Origin of the sequence: Parabacteroides sp. AM58-2XD (assembly GCF_003463685.1) — a bacterium.
GTDB classification, from domain to species: Bacteria; Bacteroidota; Bacteroidia; order Bacteroidales; family Tannerellaceae; genus Parabacteroides; species Parabacteroides segnis.
This window is the reverse complement of the sequence record NZ_QSDP01000008.1, coordinates 1-24,641: the sequence shown is the minus strand read 5'-3', so window position 1 is coordinate 24,641 and position 24,641 is coordinate 1. Positions and strand designations below refer to the sequence as shown.

General features: G+C 43.4%; 22 protein-coding genes and 1 pseudogene. 11 read left to right on the top strand and 12 right to left on the bottom strand.

Annotation, left to right across the window (positions count from 1 at the left end; all coding sequences use genetic code 11):
- The first annotated feature begins 22 nt into the window (after nucleotides 1-22).
- From DXA15_RS03190 to folE, 11 genes and pseudogenes are all read left to right on the top strand, one after another.
- Entirely contained in the window at nucleotides 23-721 is a 699-nt protein-coding gene (locus DXA15_RS03190; RefSeq protein ID WP_082150348.1) for a porin family protein, read from the top strand.
- A gap of 326 nt (nucleotides 722-1,047) precedes the next feature.
- The gene (locus tag DXA15_RS03185; protein ID WP_052716663.1) at nucleotides 1,048-1,653 is read left to right on the top strand and encodes an outer membrane beta-barrel protein; all 606 of its coding nucleotides are present in this window, start codon (nucleotides 1,048-1,050) and stop codon (nucleotides 1,651-1,653) included.
- Nucleotides 1,654-1,661: 8 nt separating this feature from the next.
- Nucleotides 1,662-2,126 (top strand): hypothetical protein, encoded by a 465-nt coding sequence (locus tag DXA15_RS03180; protein ID WP_229061025.1) that lies wholly within the window; start codon nucleotides 1,662-1,664, stop codon nucleotides 2,124-2,126.
- A gap of 145 nt (nucleotides 2,127-2,271) precedes the next feature.
- A complete protein-coding gene (locus tag DXA15_RS03175) occupies nucleotides 2,272-3,357 on the top strand; it encodes a YhcG family protein (protein ID WP_046145615.1) in 1,086 nt (361 codons plus the stop codon).
- A gap of 25 nt (nucleotides 3,358-3,382) precedes the next feature.
- Nucleotides 3,383-5,478 (top strand): annotated as a pseudogene (gene recG, locus DXA15_RS03170) (ATP-dependent DNA helicase RecG).
- 208 nt (nucleotides 5,479-5,686) lie between these two features.
- Nucleotides 5,687-6,934, top strand: a complete 1,248-nt coding sequence (locus DXA15_RS03165) for a M23 family metallopeptidase (RefSeq protein ID WP_128133107.1) — start codon at nucleotides 5,687-5,689, stop codon at nucleotides 6,932-6,934.
- Nucleotides 6,935-7,027: 93 nt separating this feature from the next.
- The gene (locus tag DXA15_RS03160; protein ID WP_007655754.1) at nucleotides 7,028-7,573 is read left to right on the top strand and encodes a DUF1599 domain-containing protein; all 546 of its coding nucleotides are present in this window, start codon (nucleotides 7,028-7,030) and stop codon (nucleotides 7,571-7,573) included.
- A 3-nt stretch (nucleotides 7,574-7,576) separates the two neighbouring features.
- Nucleotides 7,577-8,854 (top strand): BT_3928 family protein, encoded by a 1,278-nt coding sequence (locus DXA15_RS03155; protein ID WP_128133106.1) that lies wholly within the window; start codon nucleotides 7,577-7,579, stop codon nucleotides 8,852-8,854.
- 38 nt (nucleotides 8,855-8,892) lie between these two features.
- Entirely contained in the window at nucleotides 8,893-9,648 is a 756-nt protein-coding gene (tpiA, locus tag DXA15_RS03150; protein ID WP_128133105.1) for a triose-phosphate isomerase, read from the top strand.
- Between the two features lie 68 nt (nucleotides 9,649-9,716).
- The gene (locus tag DXA15_RS03145) at nucleotides 9,717-10,220 is read left to right on the top strand and encodes a cell division protein (RefSeq protein ID WP_046145613.1); all 504 of its coding nucleotides are present in this window, start codon (nucleotides 9,717-9,719) and stop codon (nucleotides 10,218-10,220) included.
- A gap of 50 nt (nucleotides 10,221-10,270) precedes the next feature.
- Complete coding sequence (folE, locus tag DXA15_RS03140) at nucleotides 10,271-10,864, top strand: GTP cyclohydrolase I FolE (RefSeq protein WP_010801487.1); 594 nt, start codon at nucleotides 10,271-10,273, stop codon at nucleotides 10,862-10,864.
- Between the two features lie 42 nt (nucleotides 10,865-10,906).
- Here folE and DXA15_RS03135 read toward each other — a convergent pair whose 3' ends face one another.
- From DXA15_RS03135 to DXA15_RS03080, 12 genes are all read right to left on the bottom strand, one after another.
- A complete protein-coding gene (locus DXA15_RS03135; RefSeq protein ID WP_128133104.1) occupies nucleotides 10,907-11,515 on the bottom strand; it encodes a hypothetical protein in 609 nt (202 codons plus the stop codon).
- A 13-nt stretch (nucleotides 11,516-11,528) separates the two neighbouring features.
- Nucleotides 11,529-13,055: an FGGY-family carbohydrate kinase gene (locus DXA15_RS03130; RefSeq protein WP_128133103.1), complete on the bottom strand. Its 1,527-nt coding sequence runs from the start codon at nucleotides 13,053-13,055 to the stop codon at nucleotides 11,529-11,531.
- A complete protein-coding gene (gene deoC / locus DXA15_RS03125) occupies nucleotides 13,048-13,749 on the bottom strand; it encodes a deoxyribose-phosphate aldolase (RefSeq protein ID WP_128133102.1) in 702 nt (233 codons plus the stop codon). Before deoC ends, DXA15_RS03130 begins: the two co-directional genes overlap by 8 nt.
- 2 nt (nucleotides 13,750-13,751) lie before the next feature.
- Entirely contained in the window at nucleotides 13,752-14,522 is a 771-nt protein-coding gene (locus DXA15_RS03120; RefSeq protein WP_128133101.1) for an SDR family oxidoreductase, read from the bottom strand.
- Between the two features lie 15 nt (nucleotides 14,523-14,537).
- On the bottom strand, nucleotides 14,538-16,901 hold the full coding sequence (locus DXA15_RS03115; protein WP_128133100.1) for a hypothetical protein: 2,364 nt from the start codon (nucleotides 16,899-16,901) through the stop codon (nucleotides 14,538-14,540).
- A gap of 9 nt (nucleotides 16,902-16,910) precedes the next feature.
- On the bottom strand, nucleotides 16,911-17,723 hold the full coding sequence (locus tag DXA15_RS03110; RefSeq protein WP_128133099.1) for an IclR family transcriptional regulator: 813 nt from the start codon (nucleotides 17,721-17,723) through the stop codon (nucleotides 16,911-16,913).
- 254 nt (nucleotides 17,724-17,977) lie between these two features.
- Nucleotides 17,978-19,141 (bottom strand): DUF1735 domain-containing protein, encoded by a 1,164-nt coding sequence (locus tag DXA15_RS03105; protein ID WP_128133098.1) that lies wholly within the window; start codon nucleotides 19,139-19,141, stop codon nucleotides 17,978-17,980.
- Nucleotides 19,142-19,171: 30 nt separating this feature from the next.
- Entirely contained in the window at nucleotides 19,172-19,600 is a 429-nt protein-coding gene (locus DXA15_RS27510) for a RagB/SusD family nutrient uptake outer membrane protein (RefSeq protein WP_128133097.1), read from the bottom strand.
- Nucleotides 19,564-21,126, bottom strand: a complete 1,563-nt coding sequence (locus DXA15_RS03095; protein ID WP_128133096.1) for a RagB/SusD family nutrient uptake outer membrane protein — start codon at nucleotides 21,124-21,126, stop codon at nucleotides 19,564-19,566. Before DXA15_RS03095 ends, DXA15_RS27510 begins: the two co-directional genes overlap by 37 nt.
- An 8-nt stretch (nucleotides 21,127-21,134) precedes the next feature.
- Nucleotides 21,135-23,492, bottom strand: coding sequence for a SusC/RagA family TonB-linked outer membrane protein (locus DXA15_RS03090; RefSeq protein ID WP_128133095.1), 2,358 nt, complete (start codon nucleotides 23,490-23,492; stop codon nucleotides 21,135-21,137).
- A complete protein-coding gene (locus DXA15_RS03085; RefSeq protein ID WP_233566769.1) occupies nucleotides 23,486-23,827 on the bottom strand; it encodes a TonB-dependent receptor plug domain-containing protein in 342 nt (113 codons plus the stop codon). Before DXA15_RS03085 ends, DXA15_RS03090 begins: the two co-directional genes overlap by 7 nt.
- Nucleotides 23,812-24,378, bottom strand: coding sequence for a carboxypeptidase-like regulatory domain-containing protein (locus DXA15_RS03080; protein ID WP_128133093.1), 567 nt, complete (start codon nucleotides 24,376-24,378; stop codon nucleotides 23,812-23,814). Before DXA15_RS03080 ends, DXA15_RS03085 begins: the two co-directional genes overlap by 16 nt.
- Nucleotides 24,379-24,641: the final 263 nt, after the last annotated feature.

The window sequence follows — 24,641 nt, the reverse complement described above, 5'->3', positions numbered from 1 at the left end:
TAATTCAGTATACTGAAATTGTATGAAAACAAAATTTTACATCATGCTTGTACTAATTCTTTTTAGTGCAGCAAAAATGAGTGCTCAATTTCGTTTGGGGGCAGAAATTGGAATGAATGTTTCTTCTTTGGCTATTATTGCCAATTCACATAACGTAGATGTTACAGGAGGAGTTTCTGTCGACTATTTGTTTAAGAATGGAGTTATGCTACAATCCGGATTATCTTATTCGAGTAAAGGTGCTTCCGGATTATGGGATCGATATAATTATTCGTCTGTATTAAGGCATGCTAATATCCATTTGGGGTATCTTGAGATTCCTTTAATGGTCGGTTATCGGATTCCTTTAATGGAAAAGGTACATTTGGTGCCTTCTATTGGAACATACTTTGCCTGTGGTGTAGTTGGTTCTGGTGATCTTGATATTATTGTTTCAGATGAAAGTGGAAGTACTCGCCCCGCTGAAACCTGGGATAATCCATTTAAAGACTTTAAAAAAGAAGGATTTGTAGATACGGAAATCAAAGCATTTGATCGTTTTGACTCCGGACTGCGTTTTGGACTGTCTGGTGAAATATCTGATTTTGTCATTTCTTTTGCTTATGATCTGGGACTAAAGAAAGTATGGTCTGGTTTTGATACTCCAAGTTATAAAACTTCAACTCATAAGATGAAAAACAGAACAGCCAGTATTTCTGTTGGTTATAAATTCTCTTTGTAAGAGAAATCTGTTTTATATCAAAGGAGGTGCCAAAAGTCTGTTTTGTCATGGCGGACTTGATCCGCCAACTCATACTACACTGATTATTGCGCTTAGTATGCGATCCTGGGTCAAGCCCGGGATGACAGGATCGTGACTTTTGACACACTTTCTTACTTTTGACAGAAAAATCTATATCTCTTTATTTTCTTAATGTGTATGTGCTTTTTCTGTGTGATTAATCGATAAGTTTAAAACTTATTCTTAGTTTTGCAAACGAAGGAATATTTGTAGTGATATTTGCGAGATGTTGATTGTGTTTATTTATTAATTAAATAATGTGGCGTATGAAAAAGCATTTATTATTTCTTTTTCTTTTGGTGGCTATGAGTAGCCATGCACAGTTGAGAACAGGTTTACTGGTAGGGGGTGGTTTGGGATTTGACAGAAATGTAGCTCCCAATATGAAGAATCCCGATATTATTGAAAAAGTAGCTAAGGGGACAAAACTCTTTGAAGATTACAAGTTTAATTTACAGCTGGGCTATCGTTTCCGTATTGAAGACAAGAAACATACCCGGTGGTTCTATGATATTGATCCGCTGGTTAATGCCAAAATGTTTAAATCGAAAGATGTCAGGTCTGATGCAGGTCGTGTTGAGGCGAACGATGCGAATCTTTCACTCGCCTTGTCTTCTTCCGTTAATTATAAGATCGTGAAAGGCTTATATGCAGGTCTAGGACTGGAGCCTACCTGGTATGTGGCTTCCGACGGGAAGAAGTTTGATATTCCGCTTTTATGGAAAGTCGGTTATAATATCAATAATAAGATCGATATCTCTGTGAACTACCGGTTAGGCTTTACAAATACGATAGATACCGAGAAGTTCAGGAAGGGACAAATTTCCGATTGTAATATATCTGTATTTATCCCGTTTACACTTTGTAAATAAATGAATATATGATGAAAAAGACACTGGTATTAATTGTTATTGCATTGTTCTCTGTTTTTAATTGTGTACAGGCCGCTGATATAGAGGCACGTACCGGTATAATGGGTGGAGATGTATGGGGGCTTCATGCGGGAGCCTATATAAACTTTCCGCAATCAACATTATTTTCAATTCAGACCGGGGTGTTGTTGCATACGGCAAATAGGTCGGCAATCGGCAATTCGGATACATGGGATATTGATTTTAATATCCCGGTTTATGCATCATTCCACATTCCATTGAAGGAAAAGGCAAATCTTCGTCTGAATGGAGGCGTTTATTTTGGTACGGGGCCGGAAGTTCAGGTAGGTGCTACGGCAGAAGTCGGTGTTGAAATGAAAAGAGTCTTTGTCGGCGTTAACTGCTTCCAGAATTGTATAAATGAACAGGAGTTCCTGTTTGGAGTATCTGTCGGATACAAATTCAAATTATAAAAAAGCAGAGTATCTTACTGAAAATGTGAGATACTCTGTTTTCTTATTTGCATAATGCCCATAAAAATGATAAATTCGCTGTCCAAATAGACAGCTATGTTCGATTCAGACCGATGCTGTACTATTGAAAAATCCGTAAAGAAATATGAAAGATTCAGAGATGTCAAATTCGCAAACAATAGAGGTTTTATATGATAAAATCTCTATGTTGATAGAGTCGACTCGTAGACAACTAGCTACAGCTATAAATGTGGCTATGGTGTATACAAACTATGAAATAGGACGCTATATTGTGGAAGAAGAACAGCAGGGAGCTTCTCGTGCGGAGTATGGTAAAGCTACATTGAAAGAATTGTCAAATAGGCTTTCGCAACAATTTGGCAATGGATATTCTTACCCGAATTTGAAGAGAATCAGACAGTTTTATGTAACTTATTCTAATAAGCTCAACAGTGTTGAGCCAATTGAAACGGAGATTTTATCAGGGCAGACCGTCCAGTTTACTCTTAGCTGGTCACATTATCTTGTTCTTATGCGGATAGAAAATCCTGAAGAACGAAATTTTTATGAAATAGAATGCGGCAAACAGAATTGGAGTGTACGACAATTAAGTAGACAAATTGGATCAAGTTTATATGAACGATTAGCATTAAGCCGAAACAAGAACGAGGTAATGCGTTTGGCAATAGAAGGGCAGACATTAGAGAAATCATCTGATATAATAAAGAATCCATTGACTTTGGAATTTTTGGGGTTGAGAATAGATGCTGCTTATAGTGAGAGTAAGCTTGAAAATGCGATCATAGGAAAATTGCAAGACTTTCTATTGGAGTTAGGAAAAGGTTTTTTATTTGAAGCGCGTCAGAAGCGTTTTACTTTTAACGAGCAACATTTCTTTGTTGATTTGGTTTTTTATAATCGATTGTTACAATGCTATGTTCTCATAGACTTGAAAGTTGATAAATTAACACATCAGGATTTAGGACAAATGCAGATGTATGTCAATTTCTTTGATCGTTATGTAAAGATGGATTTTGAGAAACCGACGATTGGTATTTTGCTTTGTCAGGAGAAAAATGATGCTTTAGTCAAACTCACTCTACCAGAGAATGCAAATATTTATGCAACGGAATATGCGCTATATCTTCCGAATAAAAGCTTACTACAAAGAAAATTGAAGGAATGGATTGATGAGTTTGAAGATAAAGGCGATGACGATTATGTTTTGTGAATTATATAGACAGAAATAGACAGCTATGCTTGATTTAGACAAACGATCCCTTATGTATCTGCCGGGTGTAGGCCCGAAGAAAGCGGAGATATTACGGAAAGAGGCCGGAATATCTTCGTATGAGGATTTGTTGTTTTATTTCCCGTATAAATATATCGACCGTAGCCGGTTTTATAAGGTTTCCGAAATAACGGGAAATATGCCTTATATCCAACTGAAAGGACGTATTCTGTATTATGACACGGTGGGGGAAGGGCGAACCCGGCGATTGGTGGCTAAATTTACCGATGGCACCGGGACGATCGATCTGGTCTGGTTCAAAGGTCTTAATTATGTGACCGATAAATACAAAACGGGGACAGACTATATTGTTTTCGGCAAACCGACCGAGTTCGGACATATTTATAATATTCCCCATCCCGATATCGATCCGATGGATCAGGCAGACCAGGTGGCAGCCGGCCTGACACCTTTCTATAATACATCGGAAAAAATGAAAAAGTCGTTCCTTAATTCGAGGGCGATACAGAATCTGCAATATACATTACTGAGTTCTTTGAACTGGATATTGCCTGAAACACTTCCGGCAGATGTCCTGTCGCGTATCCGGATGATGCCGTTGAAGGAAGCGATCCGTAATGTCCATTTTCCGGAGTCGACGGAGAAGCTGAGACAGGCACAGTTGCGCTTGAAGTTCGACGAACTGTTTTTTATACAGTTGAATATCCTCCGTACAGCCAGTCTGCGGAAGTTGAAGCTGAAAGGAATCGTATTCCCACTGTCGGGAATTACTTTAATACATTCTATAAAGATTATCTTCCGTTTGAACTGACCGGTGCACAAAAACGGGTGGTGAAGGAGATCCGTGCCGATATGGGGAGCGGGCGGCAGATGAACCGTCTGTTGCAGGGAGATGTGGGAAGCGGAAAGACGTTGGTTGCTTTACTCTCCATGCTGCTGGCTGTCGATAACCATTGTCAGGCCTGCATGATGGCGCCGACGGAAATACTGGCAACCCAGCATTATGCTACTGTGATGGAATTCCTGAAAGATATGGACATTCGTGTTGCCTTATTGACCGGATCGACGAAAAAGAAGGAGCGTAATAAAATACTTCCGGCCATTGCCAGCGGTGAAATACAGATCGTGATAGGAACGCATGCCCTGATTGAAGAAACTGTGGTATTCTCTTCACTCGGGTTGGCTATTATTGACGAACAACATCGTTTCGGTGTGGAACAACGTTCACGCCTCTGGAAAAAGAATGCAGTTGTCCCTCACGTATTGGTGATGACGGCTACTCCTATTCCTCGGACACTTGCCATGACCTTGTATGGTGATCTGGACGTTTCCGTTATTGATGAGTTACCTCCCGGTCGCAAGCCTATCCAGACGGTGCACCGTTACGATAATAAAAAAGCCCAGTTATATGATTTTCTGCGTAAGGAAATCCAGTTGGGGCGCCAGGTGTATGTTGTTTACCCGCTGATTGAAGGAAGTGAGAAGCTGGACTATAAAAATCTGGAAGACGGTTTCGAAACATTTAAAGAGGTGTTTCCCGAATATAAAGTTTGCATGGTGCATGGGAAAATGAAAGCGGCGGACAAGGAAACCGAAATGCAGAAATTTATTACCGGCGAAGCGCAGATATTGATGGCAACAACTGTTATCGAGGTAGGGGTGAATGTTCCGAATGCCTCTGTGATGGTGATTGAAAGTGCCGAACGTTTCGGTCTGTCACAATTACACCAGTTGCGCGGCAGGGTAGGACGTGGTGCGGAACAATCCTATTGTATCCTGGTCTCTTCTTATAAGCTGAGCAACGATACCCGTAAGCGTCTGGAGATAATGGTAAACAGTAATAACGGTTTTGAGATTGCAGAAGCGGACCTGCACCTTCGCGGACATGGAGATCTGGAAGGAACCCAGCAAAGTGGGGAAGGGCTTGACCTGAAGATTGCGAACCTGGCTGCTGACGGGCAGATATTGCAATATGCGCGGGATATCGCACAGGAAGTCTTGGACAAAGACCCCGAATTACTGTCCGAACCCAACCGGATTTTGAACGAAAGGTTAAAAACACTCTTTACCCGGAAGATAAACTGGAGTATGATTAGCTAATATGTTGTGAAACATGTTTTTGTGTAAGTGTTTGTGTTTCAGAAAGAATAGTGCGTAGTTTTGAATTTGTTCACTTTCATTGCGGAAATTTTTCCGGATTGAATTTTGTCAACTTGCTCAAAATAACGAACTTTGGTCGATTTGTAAAAAATAGGGTCTGTTTCACAGCTTATTTTACTTCTGGATTCCATTTCGAAAAATGATAAAAATGAAAATAAGAGCACTACTTTTTATTTGTTGTACTTCCTTTATGGTTTCGGCTGTATCAGCTCAGAAACAAACAGGGACAGATACTCCAAAAGAAACTATACATATAGTAAAAATGGATAAACGCGTATCCGAACTGATGGCTGACCGCGTTACCATCCGTAAAGATATGGGTTTGAAAGAACTGGCAGAGATCAATGCGAGAGTTGATGAATCTCTTGCAGCCAATGAAGCCCTACTGTTTCCTGCAGATGAATTATACGGATCAAACTGGGACACCCGTTGGGTTGATCCTTTCCGTGGAGGAGCTAAGGTTGAAATGCCTGATTCCTGCGCTATAGATTGTTCAACATTTATTCTTCCTATTGATACAATGACGCGCGTTACCTCTAAATATGGTCCCCGTCGTCGTCGTATGCATAAAGGAATAGACCTGAAGGTTCAGGTGGGCGATACGATTCGTGCTGCTTTTGACGGAAAGGTTCGTATCCGTAATTTCGAACGTCGCGGATATGGAAATTATCTGGTGGTTCGTCATCCGAACGGACTTGAAACAGTTTACGGTCACCTATCCAAATCACTTGTTGATGTAAACGACATTGTTCGTGCAGGCGATCCGATCGCATTAGGAGGAAACACCGGACGTTCTACCGGTTCTCATCTTCATTTCGAAACCCGCTTCCTGGGACAGGCTATTAATCCGGCCGACATTATTGATTTCGAAAACTCAGTTCCTCATCAGGATGTTTATGTATTCCATAATATAAAGATTAACGGGCGTAAGAGTAATATTTATACTTCTTCAAGCGACCAGATGGTTTATCACCGTGTGAAATCGGGTGATACACTGGGTAAGATTGCCCGCATGTATGGCACGACAGTCAATGAGCTTTGCCGTTTGAATGGTATCAAGAGTACTTCTATGCTTCGTTTAGGCCAGTCAATCCGTTGTAGTGCCGGAAAAGAAGCGACTGTAGCAGCTAAATCTGCAACCCAAAAGACAAATACGCAAACTGTAGCGAAAGCGGTTAAGACTACAACTGTAGAAGCTGCCACTCCGGTTGCCTCTCTGACTGGAAATGTCAGTGCTGATCAGGAAGCAACACCTGTTTACCACCGCATTAAGAGTGGTGATACCTTGGGTGCTCTGGCTGCTAAATACGGAACAACAGTTGGCAAGTTGTGCGAAATGAATGGTATATCCAAGACTACTGTTTTGAAACTGGGTCGTTCCATCCGCTGTAAATAAGTTATTTTTAAGATAAAGGCAAGGCGCAGATGGAAACTTCATCTGTGCCTTTGTTGTTTTTTTACTATCTTTGCGGCATAATATATTTAGTATATGGCTGATACGAAAGAGCAATTCGAGAAAGTGATCTCCCAATGCCGGGAGTTGTTCGAAAAGAAGTTGAAAGATTACGGTCCCTCCTGGCGGATTATGCGTCCCCTGTCTGTGACCGACCAGATATTTATTAAGGCAAACCGTATCCGCAGCCTCGAGATAAAAGGGGTGAGCATGGTGGACGAAGGGATACGTCCGGAGTTTGTTGCGATCGTTAATTACGGAGTGATCGGATTGATCCAGTTGGCAAAAGGTTTTTCGGATACGACCGATATGACGAATGAGGAAGCGTTGGCATTGTACGATAAGTACATAACGGAAACCAAAGAGTTGATGTATGCCAAGAACCATGATTACGATGAAGCCTGGCGCAGCATGCGTATCAGTTCCTATACCGATCTGATCCTGATGAAGATCTACCGTACCAAACAGATAGAAAGCCATGGTGGCAAGACGATCGTATCGGAAGGTGTAGATGCCAATTATATGGATATGATTAATTACGCCTTGTTCGGTTTGATCAAACTCGAATATGGCGAAGAATAATATATGAACTATAAAGAGACTGCAATAAAGATACTGACAGAATGCAGCCGTCTGCTGATCGGGGTCGTGTTTATCTTCTCCGGTTTTGTGAAGGCGGTCGATCCGACGGGAGGTGCGATCAAGATAGGCGACTATCTGACTTCTTTCGGGTTGGATATGTTGCAGCCTTTTACCGTCCTGGCATCTTTTGCCCTTTCGGCTGCCGAGTTTGCCATGGGTGTTTGTATGTTGTTAGGGGTATACCGCCGCTACAACTCTTTCCTTGTTTTACTTTTCATGGCGTTCATGACGCCGCTGACGTTGTATCTTGCGATATTCAATCCGGTTTCCGACTGCGGTTGTTTCGGGGATGCAGTCGTTATTACGAATTGGGAGACGTTTTTCAAGAACCTGGTTCTTTCGGCTGCTGCTATTATGGTATTTATGAATTGCGGCAAGATGTTCCAGTGTTTTACTTACAAGGTTTACTGGTTCGTGGCGTTGTTTTCTTACTTCTTCTGTCTCGGTTTTGCTTACTGGAATTACAATCATCTGCCGGTCATGGATTTTCGTCCGTATAAGATCGGGGCTAATATCCCTTCTTTAATGGCAATACCCGATGGCGCTCCCGAAGATGAGTATAAATATACTTTTGTCTATGAGAAAGATGGCGTACAGAAAGAATTTTCTTTGGAAAACTATCCGCAAAATGACAGTACCTGGACATTTGTAGAGTCGAAGACCGAACTGATAAAGAAGGGATATGAACCTCCTGTAGCTTCCTTTAATATCTATAACGCCGAAGGAGACGATGTCACCGATGAAATATTACATAATCCGCAGCCGGTTCTGCTGCTGATCGCTCCGAAACTGGAAAAGGCGGATGATGAACAGATCGACGAGATAAACGGAGTGTACGATTATGCGTTGGAATATGAAATGCCTTTCTATTGTGTGACCGGTTCCTCTCCTGAAATGATCGACGAATGGAGCGACAATACCGGTGCCGAATATCCGTTCCGTATGGCCGACGAGGTATTATTGAAGACGATCGTCCGTTCTAATCCCGGACTGGTATTGCTGAAAGACGGTATTGTGATGGGCAAATGGCATTATAACGATATCCCGGACGAGGAACATGTGAAGGCTGAGATCGAAGATCATTTGAACCTGAGTGAAACAAAAGAAAAAGAAGATGGCTGGCTTATTACCATTTTATTGACTTTTACCGTACCTTTGCTGCTCGTTTGGGTATATGACTTTTTCCGTTTCCGCCGGAGACGGAAAGAGAAGGCTGAATAAAAGATTTTATTGTATTTATATATTTAATTAATTAAATCATGAGAAAGAATATTGTTGCAGGAAACTGGAAGATGAACACAACTCTTCAGGAAGGTCTGGAATTAGCAAAAGGATTAAATGAAGCTCTGAAAGGCAAAGCTATCAACTGTGATGTAATCATCGGTACTCCGTTCACTCACCTGGCAAGCGTTGTTGCTGCTATCGATACTGATAAGATCGGTGTAGCTGCTGAAAACTGTGCTGACAAAGAAAAAGGTGCTTACACTGGTGAAGTTTCTGCTGCTATGGTTGCTTCTACAGGTGCTAAATATGTAATCCTGGGTCACTCTGAAAGACGTGCTTACTATCACGAAACTCCGGAAATTCTGAAAACTAAAGTTCAGTTGGCTTTGGCTAACGGTCTGACTCCGATCTTCTGTATCGGTGAGGTACTGGAAGAAAGAGAAGCCGGTAAACATTTCGAAGTGGTAGACGCTCAGATCAAAGAATCTTTGTTCGACCTTTCTGCTGAAGATTTCGGTAAGATCGTATTGGCTTACGAACCGGTTTGGGCTATCGGTACAGGCAAGACTGCTTCTGCAGAACAGGCTGAAGAAATCCATGCTCATATCCGTGCTACACTGGCTGCAAAATATGGCAATACAGTGGCTGACGACTGCACAATCCTGTATGGCGGTAGCTGTAATGCTAGCAATGCTAAAGAATTGTTCTCTAAACCGAACGTAGACGGTGGTCTGATCGGTGGTGCTTCTCTGGCTGTTGATAAATTCATGCCGATCATTGAAGCATTTTAATGACATTATCCTGTAGGGAAAGGGCAAACGCTCTTTCCCTCCCGATTTGAACATAAAAATAAATCACAATGAAGAATTCCCCTTGTATCACTTTCTTATTCATGTTACTGGTTTGTGTGACCGGGGCGTCAGCACAAACGAGTGTCGACGGATCGGCACAGACGATCTTTGACGACCTGCAAACATCGAAGCCCGGTAAAGGCGAGGTGATTGTCAATCAGCCGGAGGCCCTTCGTAAAATGGTGGGAGTACGCCTGTATGGTGATAATGTAGAGAAGACGGATAGTACTGCCTTCCTGAAGATACAGGGATTCCGGACACAGGTGTTTTCCGGAAATAGCCAACGTAAGTCGAAAGATGAAGCGTTCGAAAAAGAAAAGAAGATCAAGGAACTTTTCCCTGATGTCCCGACTTATGTCAGCTATACCGCACCGTTTTGGAAACTGCGTGTAGGTGATTTCCGTTCACACGAAGAAGCATATCATATGCAACGCCTGTTGATGACTGCTTTCCCTTCGTTCGGAAAAGAAATGTATATTGTCCGGGAAGAAGTAAAAATCCCATTGAATTAACTAAGAAAATAAGAAACTTGTCCCCGTGCCTGACACGGATAATTATAGAAATGACAAAAGAAATAGACGACAAGACCTTGGCGGCACGCGAAGAACTGGCCGGCCATTACAAACAAATATTAGGCCTGTTGGGCGAAGATGCCGAACGTGAAGGTCTGATCAAAACGCCGGAACGTGTAGCAAAAGCTATGCAGTTTTTAACCAAAGGATACAACGAAGACCCTGCAAAGGTACTAGCTTCCGCTATGTTTCAGGAAGAGGACTACAAGCAGATGGTTATTGTAAAAGATATTGATTTCTTTTCTCTGTGTGAACATCATATGCTTCCGTTCTTCGGAAAGGCCCATGTCGCTTATATTCCCAAGAAATATATTACGGGTCTGAGCAAGATTCCCCGGGTAGTGGATATCTTTGCCCGCCGCCTGCAAATCCAGGAACGCCTGACTATGCAGATCAAGGACTGCATCCAGCAAACGTTGGACCCTCTGGGTGTCATGGTGGTAATCGAAGCACAGCACATGTGCATGCAGATGCGCGGTGTGGAGAAACAGAATTCCCTGACGACAACTTCCGACTTTACAGGTTTCTTCCAGCAGGCTAAGACGCGTGAGGAATTTATGAACCTGATCAAGAATAACCGGTAGGATTTGCGGTGACCGTACGGGATTATACGGTCACCTGATTGTTTAAGGACGTAGCACGTCTGTGAACACAGCCTTTTGATTGGTGAATTTTAATCCGTTCCCATCCTGGTATGTTCCAAATTCTGAGATGATGGCGCCATTGTCGCCTGCACGAAGGAAATGAGGAGACAAGAGTTCCTTCAGCGGAAGTATATCGCCGACTTTCATATAAGTGAAGTTGGAGACGGTGATAGCCTCTTTCTGACTTTCAGGCAATGCCGGAGGATTGGGGGTAGGATCACCGATCCCGAAATTATAAGCCGATCCGTTGCGTACCATCCATGATTCGAATTTAGCCGGATACTCAGGGGTTGCCACATGACGGTGTTCCGGGATCATTTGTCCGGGTAACAGATATATTTCGTGTCCGAAATGGCGGTTAACCGGGTCGTTAACCCAAAATACGCCGGCCATACCGGCATGTTCGAAATCTCCTAAGCCGAAATCGGATATCCACATGTTCTCCTTCATAAAGTCTGTAAAGGGAACTCCATAAAATTCAAACATTTCGAGATAGGCTTTCAGGGCGACTTCGCCGTTGTACTTTCCGCCTACATAAAAATCTGCATTTGTGTACTTTTTGGTGAATACCTTTTCTTTTGTCTGTTCCATGTTATCTTTACTTTTATTTGTTTATACTATTCAGGGAAGCTATGCTGTCGGCAAGTGCCTTGAAGTTGTCGAGGACTTTCCGGTAGGTTGCCTGATGACGGGGATCGGGCCTGAACCGTTGTTGTTCCTGATGCAGGGTGTCGATCTTTTCATAACTATTCCAAAGACCTGTACCTTTCAGGGCGAGTGCCGCAGCTCCCAACGAAGCCGCCTCCTGCCCGATGTTTGTCTTTTGGATTTCCAGTTCGTAGATGTCGGCAAAGAGTTGCATCCAAAAATCACTTTTTGTGCCACCGCCGACAAATAACATCTCGGAGAATGAGGCGTGATATTTCCGGAACAGATCCAGTGCGATACGAAGATTCAAAGCGATACCTTCCATGGTGGCACGAATCAGGTCGGCACGTGTATTCCCCAATCTCAGTCCGGTAAAGGCTCCTGTCATATCCGGGCTGGGCTCGATGCTTGAACCGCCAGCCAGGCTTGGGTTGAAGAGCAGGCCATTCGCACCCGGAGCCGAAGTCTCTGCCAGTTTGTTCATGGCTATATAGGCGTCTTCTCCACCTTGTTCTTCGGCCGATAACAGATCGGGACAGATCGTATTTCGTACCCATTGCAGGCTACTCCCTGCCGAGAATATGCAGGTGGCGGAGGCATACATTCCTTTGATGACGTGTGCAAAGACATAAGGCTTTTTGTCAAAGTCGAGCACCGGATTTTCGGATACCAGGGCGATCCAGGCAGAAGATCCCAGCGAGGTATAAATACGGGAAGGCTTGATACCTTTGCTTCCCAGGGCCATACAAGAGTTATCCACACCACCGCAGATAACCCTGACATGTTCCGGCAATCCGGTTTCGAGAGAGGCTTCGGGAGTAATTGTCCCGACGATAGCGTCCGAGTCCAGTATTTCCGGGAATATATCCGGGCGGATGCCGGAAGCCTGTATATATTCCTCTTTATAGTTCCAGGTTTTTAAGTCGAAAACTCCGCTTCCGGAGGCATACGAATAGTCGGTGCAAAGGCGGCCGGTAAACCGGTAGTTACAGTAGTCTTTTGTTCCGATTATTTTGTTTGTAACCTCATATTGTTCTGGGTAATGTTTCTTGTACCACATGATCTTGAAGACCGAATAACATTCCGGCGGGAAACCGTTGCCGGTTGTCTCATACCATTCTTTATAATCGATCCGGTTGAAGAACGTTTCAGCTTCGCTACTGGCCCGGCGATCGGACCAGATAGGGGTGGCAGCCTGCAACAGGCTACCGTCTTTGCCGATTGGGACGACGCCCAGGCTGTGTCCGGAGATGGCAAGGGCGGTTATTTCATTTTTATCGATCTTAGTCTTATCCAGCAGGTGCCGGGTGGAACGGATGATAGCCTGCCACCAGTCTTCGGGTGCCTGTTCTTGCCAGCCAGGTTGCGGGTAGGCAGTCGGATAGGGGATAAAGACGGAATGTAGAGCCTCTCCGTTGCGATTGAAGAGAGAGGCTTTTATTCCTCCTGTTCCCAGATCATAGGATATTACTTTTTCATTCATGTGCTTCCCTGTTTATACATTCTTCCATGATCCTAAGAGCCGATTTATAGCCAATGCCGAAACGGCTGACGCCCATTTGATACATTTCCAGCAATGTGTCGAGCGTGCGGACACCTCCTGCCACTTTTAATTTGATGGCGTCACCGACGGTCTCTTTGATCAAATCGATATGATGGAGCGTAGTTGCTCCCGCCCAGCCGGTTCCGGTTTTAATGTAATCCGCTCCGGCTTTCAGGATGATGGAGGAAGCTGTTTTTATCTCTTCATCGGTGAGGAGGACGACTTCCATGATTACTTTTAAAGGAAGAGGGGAAACGGCGGCTTTGATCTGCCGGATTTCGTCTTCTATATCGTTCAACATGCCGGACTTTAGTTTGCCGATATTCAGAACCATGTCGATTTCGTTGCAGCCAGCCTCTTTCAGTTCTTTAGCCTGGAACAGCTTGCTTGCCGTTGTCTCTCCGCCGGAAGGGAAACCGACAACACCTCCGATTCCGATCTGCGAATGGTCTTTCAGTTTCTCAAAAACGAGCGGAAGCATGCCGGGCATGGGGAAGATGCAAATGAAGTTGTGTTTTATGGCTCCGTCGATGATGTCTTCCACGTCCTGACGGGTGGAATCTGCACGTACGGCACTGATGTCGATCAGGCGTGCGATTTCCCGGGAGGAAATGATTGGATTGTGAGTGCTCATGATTATAAACTTGTGTAACCGCCGTCAACAATTAAATCTGTCCCTGTTGTGTAGCGTGCGGCATCGCTTAACAGGTATAAATAGGCTCCGATAAGGTCTTCCGGCACACCGAGGCGACCGGCCGGGATTTTCGATATCCATCCTTTGTGCATGTCCTTCATCTCTGCAACCAGCTCAGTTGCCATATATCCCGGACTGACACAGTTGACGCGTATATTATACTTGGCCCATTCGACTGCCAGTGCTTTAGTCAGCAGAAGCACACCACCCTTTGAGGCACAATAGTTGGCTATTGTCTGTGGGGTGTTGATGATGTGGGCGGACATGGAGGCCGTGTTTACGATACTGCCGGCTTTCCCTTCTTTTATCATCTGGCGGGCTGCGGCCTGGGCTGTCAGAAAGACGCCGTTCAGATTGATGTCGACAACTTTCTTGAAGTCTTTGGATGAGATTTCCTCTGCTGCATAAGTGTTTGCTATTCCGGCATTGTTGATGGCAAAGTCGATGCTGCCGTACTCTTTGATAAATGTGTCCATCATTTGTCCTACATCTTCTGCATCCGTCACATCGCAGCGGATGGCGATGGTGTGGGCTGAGTAACGGGCGGCCAGTTCTTTGGCTGTCTTTTCTGCCTCTGCAATATCTATGTCGACAATGGCGATAGAGGCGCCCATTTCTGTGAATGCATCGGCAAGACATTTCCCGATACCGCGTGCGGCTCCGGTGATAAAGCCTTTTTTCCCTTTCAGGCTGAATAAATCGAGTGTACTCATGGTTGTGTGTTTATATTATTTGTCGTAAATCTTATCACCTTGTCCGATGACCGAACAGTTTTGCTGTTCGACTTTCAGACGTTCCGCATATTTCCGTAGCTGTGCTTTATGCCGTTCGCAGGGAACGAGGTCTTTTTCAATATCTCCGCGTGGAGTAGCTTTCAGCCGCTTTTGTCCGGTGCGGATGATTTCGACGGCACGGACATATTTCTGCTTGTCGTTTCTGATTTTATCCAGGCATGGACTGACTTCCGGGCGGTCGAAAGATATTTGTGCGGTCAGTTTTCGGCCGTGGTGGTTGAGGTCCCAGATGTTTACTTCCGTCAGTTTTATTAATTCTTGTATTTCGTAATTATATAGCGGGCTTCGTCCGGCAAGTGTAGAGTCGAAAGCGGACTCATAAACCGGATAGTAAACGCCGTTCAGGTCCATCCAGGTGTAAAGTATCTCTTTATCTTTGGGGGATAATTTCACATCGTGATGATTGCCTTCAATGACCTTTGTCAGTTTGCTGGCATGCGATCCCCAGGAATAAGGCTCCTGTATCTGTGCGGGGCCTCCACCGATGAGTGTAATTTCTTTCTTTACATATAAATTGACGTAGGCGGCATTGAAGAATGGATTTTTGTCTTTTGCCAACACCAGCTTGTTACGGTTCTTCTGGTCGAAATCATGACAACGTACACAGCTTTTATCCAGAATCGGTTGAACCTGTTCCATAAAGGAGAAGTTCCTGGGTGCCTTACCCATCCAGCCATTCATCTTTACAGGAGCCTTTTTTAAGGCCAATGGTTTGGGACCCATTGCACTCGGAACACTCAGGCGGTCTTCGTGGCAACCGATACAACCATTTACCTCTCCCGGCATAACCATTGTTCCGCTGCGCATGGATTGGATCATTTTCTTATCCTTGTCGAGCAACTGGAAATAGACGAATGTACCCGAAGGAACTTCGAAATTAGCAGAACCGTCTTCTTCTACCGGTACTTCTCCCAGGATACGTTTGTTCTCGAAGCTGTGCCAGTTAACGGCCGGTGCCTGCTCGCCTTGTCCGCCCCAGCCGTTCTTTGTCCATGTCCTTTTCTCCGGAGATTCGATGACACGCAGGTATTTGGCTGTTCCCGGTTCGACGCCTTTCATATGTGTGCCATGATAAACATTTTGCACGTAGAAGGAACCTTTCTTATCTGTATAATTCCTGTTGGATGGTATAGCGTGAGGTTTAGGGCGCGGTTCGATAATCATCGGATCGAAAAGGCTTCTGTTTCCTTCGATAATCAGTTCCTGTGTTCCGTCGCGACCGATCAGGTAGATGCCGGATTTGGAGTCGAGATGCATCCATCCGCCCGGCTTTGCCCAGATTGTACGGGAAGCCAGAAAGAAGTTCTCATTGAGAGGATAAGGGTCTTCAAAGAAGTATTCGATCCATTTGAATGAGTCGAGGTCGCCGTTGTCAACCAGTTTCCTGCTGTCTTCGGGCCATATCTGTACGACCGGGGTCAAGCCGTCTACTCCTTTTTTTCTGTCTATAATGGCAAGGGCTCCCCAGGGACGGTCATGGCAGGAGCCGAAGATACAGATTACCTGGTCGGTTCCGGGGATTTGCCGGGCGTCGATTACTCCGCCCGGCGATTGAGTATTGTTGCCATAGTATATAGAATGTTTTGTTCCGTCGGGGTTTACCGTCCATAGTCCCTGTGCATCACCGAAATTACGGTCCACGTATTCCCAGCGATCGTAGAGGATTCTACCGTCGTTCAATAAAGAGGAATGTCCTTCGAATAACGTGCTAACGCCGATTTGTGTGATATTGGCACCATCTGCTTCCATCCGGTACAGGTTGCACATGATATGTCGGTTGCACATGCAATATTTGGGCTGGCGGGTGGAACTGAACACGATTCCTCCGTCCGGCAGATATAAAGGATCTATATCGGATACTCCTTCGGCGAAAGTTAATTGCTTTAATTCGCTTCCATCTGTGTTTATTTCATAGATATGATAGAAATCATCCTTATTTTTCCGCATGGAAAAGATGATCTTTTTCCCGTCGAAAGACAATTCAGGATCGCGGACCAATCCGTCTTTCAGTTCGATAAGTGTGGTCGTATTCCCTGTGTTCACATCAAAAATACGCATGGCACCTCCCGGGAAGAAACTGCTTTCATTGATTTCCTCTTTCTGGAAAAGAGTGGCGGTATTATGATGGTCCGGGGCATACTGTTCCCTTTCTATATACAATATTTGTTTTCCCGCCAATTGTTCTTTGGCCTTTGCGGTGAGTGTAATTTTCTTCGGGTCCATTTGTTCGGCGGAAAGTTGCATACTCCCTATGCAGACTGTCGCCAGAAGGATGATGAATTTGCTGTAGTTTCTCATGATATGTGGTTATTTATATTGTTTACAAGTATATCCCAAACTGGTAGAGATACTATTCGCTGTTTGGATTAATTCTTTTGCGACTACAGGAAAGATACTTTTGGTTAGACGGCCGGATGGACCGGACGTCCAGATTGTTGCGACAATATTATTAAATTGATTAAATATAGGTGCAGCGATACATTGCACACCGGCCATTTCTTCTTCCAGGTCTACTGCATATCCGATTTTCCGAATGTGTTCGAGCTCTTTTTTCAGTTGAGCTTCGTTTTCGATAGTATGTTTGTTGAAGACGGTATATTGTATCGTTTCCAGTGCTTTTTCGAGTTCTTCTTCCGGCAAATAGGCGAGGGTCAATTTGCCGGGGGCAGAGGCGTGCAAGCAGAAGCTTGTTCCGGGACGTAGCAGGAAGGTGAAATTGTGAGATCCCAGTACTTGCTCCAGCAGGACTATTCTGTTTTCCATAAAAACGCCGAGCATAATACTTTCTTTGATCTTATCGCGCAGCGCTCTCATGGGTGAAAGAGATTGTTCCACTATATTGGATTCGCCCAAAGCTGCCAGACCCAGTTTTAAAAACTTTTTGGAAAGGAAAAACTGTTGGGTATCGATGTTTTTTGATAGATATCCCATATTGAGCAAAGAGTTCAGCAGGCGGAAAACAGTCGTTTTGGGTGTATTCAGCAGGTTGACTGTTTCCTGCATGGTTAACCCGTTCGGATACTTGATAAGTAGCTCCAGCAGTTCAAAGCTTTTTTCAAGCATGGGGATGTTATATTTATCTCCGTTTTTTACTTCTTTTGTTTCTTCCTGATTCATCATATTGTCACTTTCTTTTTTTTGTTTCTTATTTGAAATCACATTTCTTATTTGAAACAAATTTCGCGTTTTTATAATAAATAGACTTCATGTATTTTGTTAATTAATTAATAACAACAAGGGGTAAGGTTATATAATTTGTTAATTTGCAACCATGGAACAAATGTGTGGAATATGAAAAACGGGAACACGTCAACCGTGTTCCCTGTTTTTATATTTTGATTGATTCAAATATTTTGCTTATGCATTTTCTTATCCTATTTATCTTCAGGTAACCAATATTTGTATCCTTTCGATTTTACTTGTGCCCAACTTTGGGGAGAGATGCTATTCCCTTTGATCGGATCCAACGTCAGGTCTTCTGATTCGAAGGTTAATACATCGGTATAATCCTGCCCGATTACATTCTTGTAATGAATGGTAAGGGTCTTTGTTTTAGGATCATATTTGTTGTCTTCCGTGACACCTTGTACGGTGCTATAGGCAAATGTTCGGGCTGGGAAGTCATTGTTTCCTGCCAGGATGGGTTCGATGGTGTAAGTTCCGGCAACCTGGTCGTTCAATGTGAACAGGTTATACATCCAACCGGAACCATGATAGGCGAAGACTTCGAAACTCCAAACCCCGGTTCCCCAGATTATATACTTTCCTTTTAGTTCAGGGGTATCGCCCAACGGTGTGATATATTTATATTTACGATGTCTGCCGTCTGCCGGTATGTTTTCGGCTCCGTTTCCTAACAGACGGGCTGAGAGGTAACGGCCTGTCGGTATTTCTGGTATCGGAAAACCGGACCAGTCGACCACTCTTTCCAGGTCTACATTGAGTTTGGATACCATGAAGTTGTAGTATTGGCGGCTCAGTGTAGCATTTCCTGTCTCTTTTATTTTCAGGGCAAAAGCGAAATCGGCATACGTTTCCATCTTGTCGCGTTCGATGGGAACCTGAAATGTCAGAGACGTGGAGGCTGTTCCTGCTTTAATGACGACAGGGAATCCTTTTCTTGTCTGGTCGTAAGGGATGTTTGTCGTGTACAGTGACGGATCCGGAATATAACGTTCGGCATTTTTTGAAATGTTATAGTCTTTCACGGCTTCTTCGTCAAAATCGATCAGGATTTCCAAATCTTCATGGGCGGAAAGCGATCCTCCTATTCCTATTTTGAAAATAATATTGGCCGTGCCGACTTTGTAGTCTACTAAAGTGTCCGTGTCGTAACTGTCGTTGATGATCTTTAGTGTATCAACGAAAGTATAAGCTTGGATACCAGTTATCTCGCGCTCCGTGGCGGAGGTCGATTCTGAATTGATGATATAAACTTCCTGTTTATAAAATTCTTTATTTTCGTAATCTAGCTTTCCACATGCTGCTGTTATCAGCGTAAGCGTGAAAATGGTTATATAAGACAAATATGTTTTCATATACGTTATTATTTTTATAGGATATTAAAATTACCATCCCGGATTTTGAACAAGGTCTCCCCAGTGATTTGCCACATCCTGGTAAGGAATCGGCAGGAAGTAGTTTTTTTTCTTGAACAGGTAACCGTCTATGATGGTCCGGTCATAAAAACTACCGTCGGTGGCTTGATAATTGCAACCATATACGGGGCCGTTCATTCCTTTGTTGTTACCGAATTGATCTCGTTCGTTTATCTCTGCATCTTTCCATCTGCGCGAGTCGAAATATCTCTTGCCTTCAAAAGCGAATTCGACATATCTTTCTCTTTTGATTCTTTCCCGATTTACATCTTGGTTTCCCGATCTGTAACCCGGTAGTCCGGCTCTGTAACGAACGTAATTCAGATATTTCAAAACATCCGGATTCTGTGGGTCATATTCATTTAATGCTTCGGCATACGATAAATAGATTTCCGCCATTCTGAATACAGGATATTGTTTATCGAACTTCCGGCTGCGTTTTGATCTTCGTCATTGATCCATTTTACGATCTGGTAGCCGGTACGGATAGAAGGACGGTCGGATTGTAAATATCCGTCAACCATATTGGCACGGTAATCGGCATAGTATATGCTTCCGGTATTTTCGACATAGCCTTTCCCGATGAACCCGATCGTTGCATAAAAGCGAGCTTCCCTGTTCAGGCATCTGTTGGGCACTTTTTGAATCGTGTTGTTCAGTTTGAATCCGGTTATTATGGGAGAAACTTTGTCTTTCTTCCCTTCTCCATGAATGAAGTAGTTGTCGCCGATGGTGGTCATTCCCAGATCGATGTACAACTCTTTTTCTTCCTCGATTGTCTTGCCGTTATTCATAAAATAAGCATCGACAAGCTTTTGTACGGCACATAATTTACCGGCCATACCGGCGCCCTGTCCTTTGTTATAGTTGCGGGGGAAACCTAAACGACTTAACGAGGAGCTTTGTCCGGATGTGTTCACCTGCCAGATTACTTCTTTGTTCCAGTAATTTTTTCCTCCGTTGAATAATGCTTTATAAGACTGATAGGCGTCGATACCTGCGGGACCGTTTGGCCATTCGATATTGTTGCCTTCGAATTCGCCAAGCGGAACGGTTGGATAGCCGTCGTTGGCGGGCATCGTGAACAAGTCGAATTTATTTAAATCGATAATGTCCTTAGCGGCTTTGGCGGCTTTTTTCCATTTCTCCATATCTGGCGATTGTACGTTGAAATACGGAACACCTTCTTTATTAACAAAGTCACTATAATCCGGATTTCCGTTTACCAACGGACTGGCAGCCCATAGTAGCAGGCGAGTTTTCACGGCCATGGCTGCCTCTTTGGAAGGACGGCCGTAGTCGGAAGTCAGGATGTCTTCGCTGTTGGGAAGTTCGGCAATACACTGTTCTAATTCTTTTAGGATGAAATCCGTACATTCGTCCAATGTCGATCTGGTGGTAGGGTATTCTTCCAGCTGCGAATAGTCGATCGTTTTGTCGATGATGACAAACGGGCCATATAATTCTATCATTTGGGAATAATAGAAGGCTCTTAAAAAGCGGGCGTCTGCAGCATAACCTTCTACTTCGCCCTCTTCCAGCAGTTTGTCGTTTGCCAAATGAGAGTTTTCCAGAAATTGGCAGCATAACCGAATGGCTTTGTAATAGTTTTTCCAATATTCGTATATCGGTTTGTCTGCGTCATATTTGCCTTGGGCAAAGGTAAGGCATTTATAACTGTCCAGGCCGCCATGAGCTTCGTCGTAATTGCAGTTGAAAGGCCAACCGTTGACCATGTCTGCATAGTTGGGCATGGCTCCGTAGCAAGCGGCCCATGCTTTTCGTATGCTGTTTCGTTCAGTCCAGATATCGTTCAGGTTTTCTACCTCATTCAAATACTCATTTGCATCCAGATAGTTGCAAGAGTTAAAACCCGCCGACAAGCAAAGGCTTAATGCTAATTCTATGATATATGTTGTTTTCATGATTTGTATTATAAATTAAAACCGATTTCAAAACCTAATGTGATCGTTCTTTTTAGCGGATATGCATAAGGAGAGGTTAGTTCCGGATTCCAATCCTTGAATTTGGAGAACGTACATACATTATCGCATCTTCCGTAGAAATAGATACTCTTGAAGAATTTATTTTTGTCTTTAGGTATCCAGTTATAACCCAATTCTATGTCGGCAATTTGCAAATAAGAAGACTCACGAAGCCAGAAGGTAGATTGTTGGGCATTGTTTCTGTTTTCAGATCCGAAAGCCAGACGCGGATAAGTCGCATTCGGATTTTCTGTGGCAGTAGTTCCTGAATAAGAGGCCGGTGTCCAGTGGTCGTTCATTGCGGCATAATACAATGCTCCGTTTTCGTTGATTACTTCCTTGCCGTTGGAATCATATGGATTGAAGGGTATTCTACCTCCGCTGATCGTCCTGTAAACATTCGACTTTCCGATGAGTCGCGATGCCAGAGTGAAGTTTTTGTAACTGATGTCGAAAGCCAACGAGTAAGTCCATTTGGGATACCGGTTTCCTAACCATACACGGTCGGTAGGCGTAATTACACCGTCTCCGTCTATATCTTTATATTTTATATCGCCGGGCTTTACATCATTCCATGTCTGAACAGGACTATTGTTGATGTCTTCTTGGTCTTTGAACAGGCCTAAAGCAATATAATTGAGAGATCTTCCGTAGTCCAGGCCGATACCGCTCTGGTAAGGAACTTTCGGGTCTAATTGTCCGTTTTCTTTGATCTCGTTATTATTGTAACTGATGATACCTTTTATGTAATTGATTCTGAAATTATTCCATGAATTGGAATAAGTGAAATCGAAGTCAACACCTTCGGAAATAGTGCGTCCCAGATTGGCTTTTGGTATGGTCGGTAAGCCTAATGTGGATGGCAGACGGTTCAGGTCGATCAATTGCATCTCGTTGTCGTAGCGGTATAACTCAGTGATTAATTTGAATTGTTCAAATAAACCGATTTCTATTCCGAGATTAATTTTCTTGTTGCGCTCCCAAGTTAAGCCTAATTGTTCCAGTCGTGTTTCGCCAATACCTCCAATGCTGACGCCACTGCCTGCGGCATTACCGAAACCGAATGAATAACCGGTCAGAGGACCTGTCGCTGCCAAATAACCAAAACGTTTGGCACTACCCGGAGCCCCTACTTCACCATAAGTGACTCGGATTTTAAATAGATCCACTACAGGACGTAAACCTGACCAGAAGTTTTCATCCGAAATCAGCCAACCTACGCCAATAGAAGGGAAGGTAGACCATCTCTTATCCGGTGTAAAGAGTTGAGAGCCTGATGCCCCTATATTCACATCCATAAAGTAGCGATGCTTCCAGTCGAATGTCAAACGGCCTGCCAACGATTGTTCGCGTGAGGCCAATGCGTTGATCAGCAATTCGGCTCCTTTCCCTTGGGGTGCATCTGTCAGATATTCTCTTTGCTTATAAAGGAACAATCCTGTTGTGTGAAGATCGGTGAAGAAAGTTCTGCTGTAATTTGCGCTACCTTGTACTTCTATAACTCTGTTTCCTGTTGGTGCTACATATTTAAAACTCATTTTGTCGTCGACATCCGGGGTTTTATTAATGGTGACCAGATTGCCTTCTTCGTCTCGCCCGGTACCCATATAACTATGGGCGAAGTCAGGAGCATGTTTTTGATACTTCTTTTCGTACTTGTGCGTGTAATAGTTGTTTTTTGTAAAAGAAGCAATAAAGTTGACAAATAGCCCTTCTGTTATAAAGTCAAGTTTTTGAACGATATTCAGGTTGGTTGACATGTGATTGGCATAATCTTTTACAAAACCAGTCTTTGTCAGCAACGAATACGGGTTTGTCACACCGGGCGGCTCTTCTGGAGCTGTACCGTTCGAGTATTCGGCCGGGAAAAGCGTCGGGTTTAGATTATTCATAATATTCAGAAGATTGTCAACGCCTTGACCCGGTTCTGTCGTTGTATTGTAACGACCGTCAAATCCTAAAGCTAATGTTGTTGAAGAGCTCACATCGGCTTTGATATTTGAACGGAAATTGAACTGGTTGTAATCGGCATTGGAATCATTTCCGCTGTTGAACATACCATTTTCTTTATAAAAACCTCCGGACATGTAGTAGGTTACCACGTTTCCTCCACCGCTGATGTTGAAGTTCGCTTTTTGAGAGAAATTATTCGGTTTAACCATAGTCTTGTACCAATCCACATTCGGATAAAAGTCCATATCCGCATCACCGAATTTCTCTATATCCTGATCTGAGTAATACGGTTTTTTCCCTCTGACAACGTATGCTTCGTTTTTCATCTTGGCATAATCAACTGCATCTACCACTTGGGTTTGTAAGTCGAGTTGTTAATAGAAGCTGAATAGCTGACTCTTACGGATGGTTTTGCTAAAACTTTTCCTGTTTTTGTTTTAATAACAATGATACCGTTGGCTCCTTCCAGACCATATACAGCTGTTGCTGAGGCATCTTTTAAAACGGAGAAGCTTTCAATATCATTCGGGTCTACGTCGTCAATCGTTCTTTTTAATCCGTCAATTAAGATAAGAGGTTCACTATTTCCTGTCACAGAGTTGATCCCTCTGATAATAAAGGAGGCACCATCTTTTCCTGGTTGTCCGGACTTTTGTACAAAGGTAACGCCTGCTACTCTACCAGCAATTGGGTTGATAATGATCGTGTTGGCGCTTTTAATTCACTTGGTTCAAGAGTCGTAATAGCACCTACGATACTTACTTTTTTTTGAGAGCCGACACCTGTGACAACAACTTCATCCAGAAGTTCAGAGTCTTCTTCCATTTCGACAAGAAGGGAAGTCAGTTCCTGATTCTTTAATTTACTGATATTTATTTCTTTCGTTTTGTAACCGAGATAAGAGAATACGAGGGTCGAATTTCTTGGTACATTGCTCAAGCTAAAACTTCCATCTTCTCCAGATATTGTTCCGATCAGCGCGTTGGCTTTAACGTGAATTGTTATATACGCTAATTCTCCTAAAGCATCTTTTACTTTACCAGAAACCAAAACGTTGTCTTTGGCTTGTTGGTGCTTGGTCGGTTGTTGAATAGGGGAAGGCTCTCCTATATTATCCGCCCATATATGCCCTACAAAGAATGAGAAAAATAATAAAGACCCCAAAGGTCTAAAAATGTGTGTACAGATTGAATTTGGATGATAAAATGTAATATCATCTTTTATGCGATTTTTTTTCATACTTTTGTATGCGTTTTTGTTAGTATTAATTTAATGAGAAAAGAGGTACTAATTTAAGGCTGATAAGTGAGGCAACACTTATTGGCCTTTTTTGTACAAAGGCAAGTGATTGTGTTTATTTCATAGGCATGTGAATTTAAAATGTTACTAAATGTTTAACTGTATTGTATTGAATTTGAACGCGTAATATCATTTGTTTAGGGTTTGTGATACAAAACTAAGTTTCATATACAAAACTAAGTTCTGTATAGAAACTTAAACTT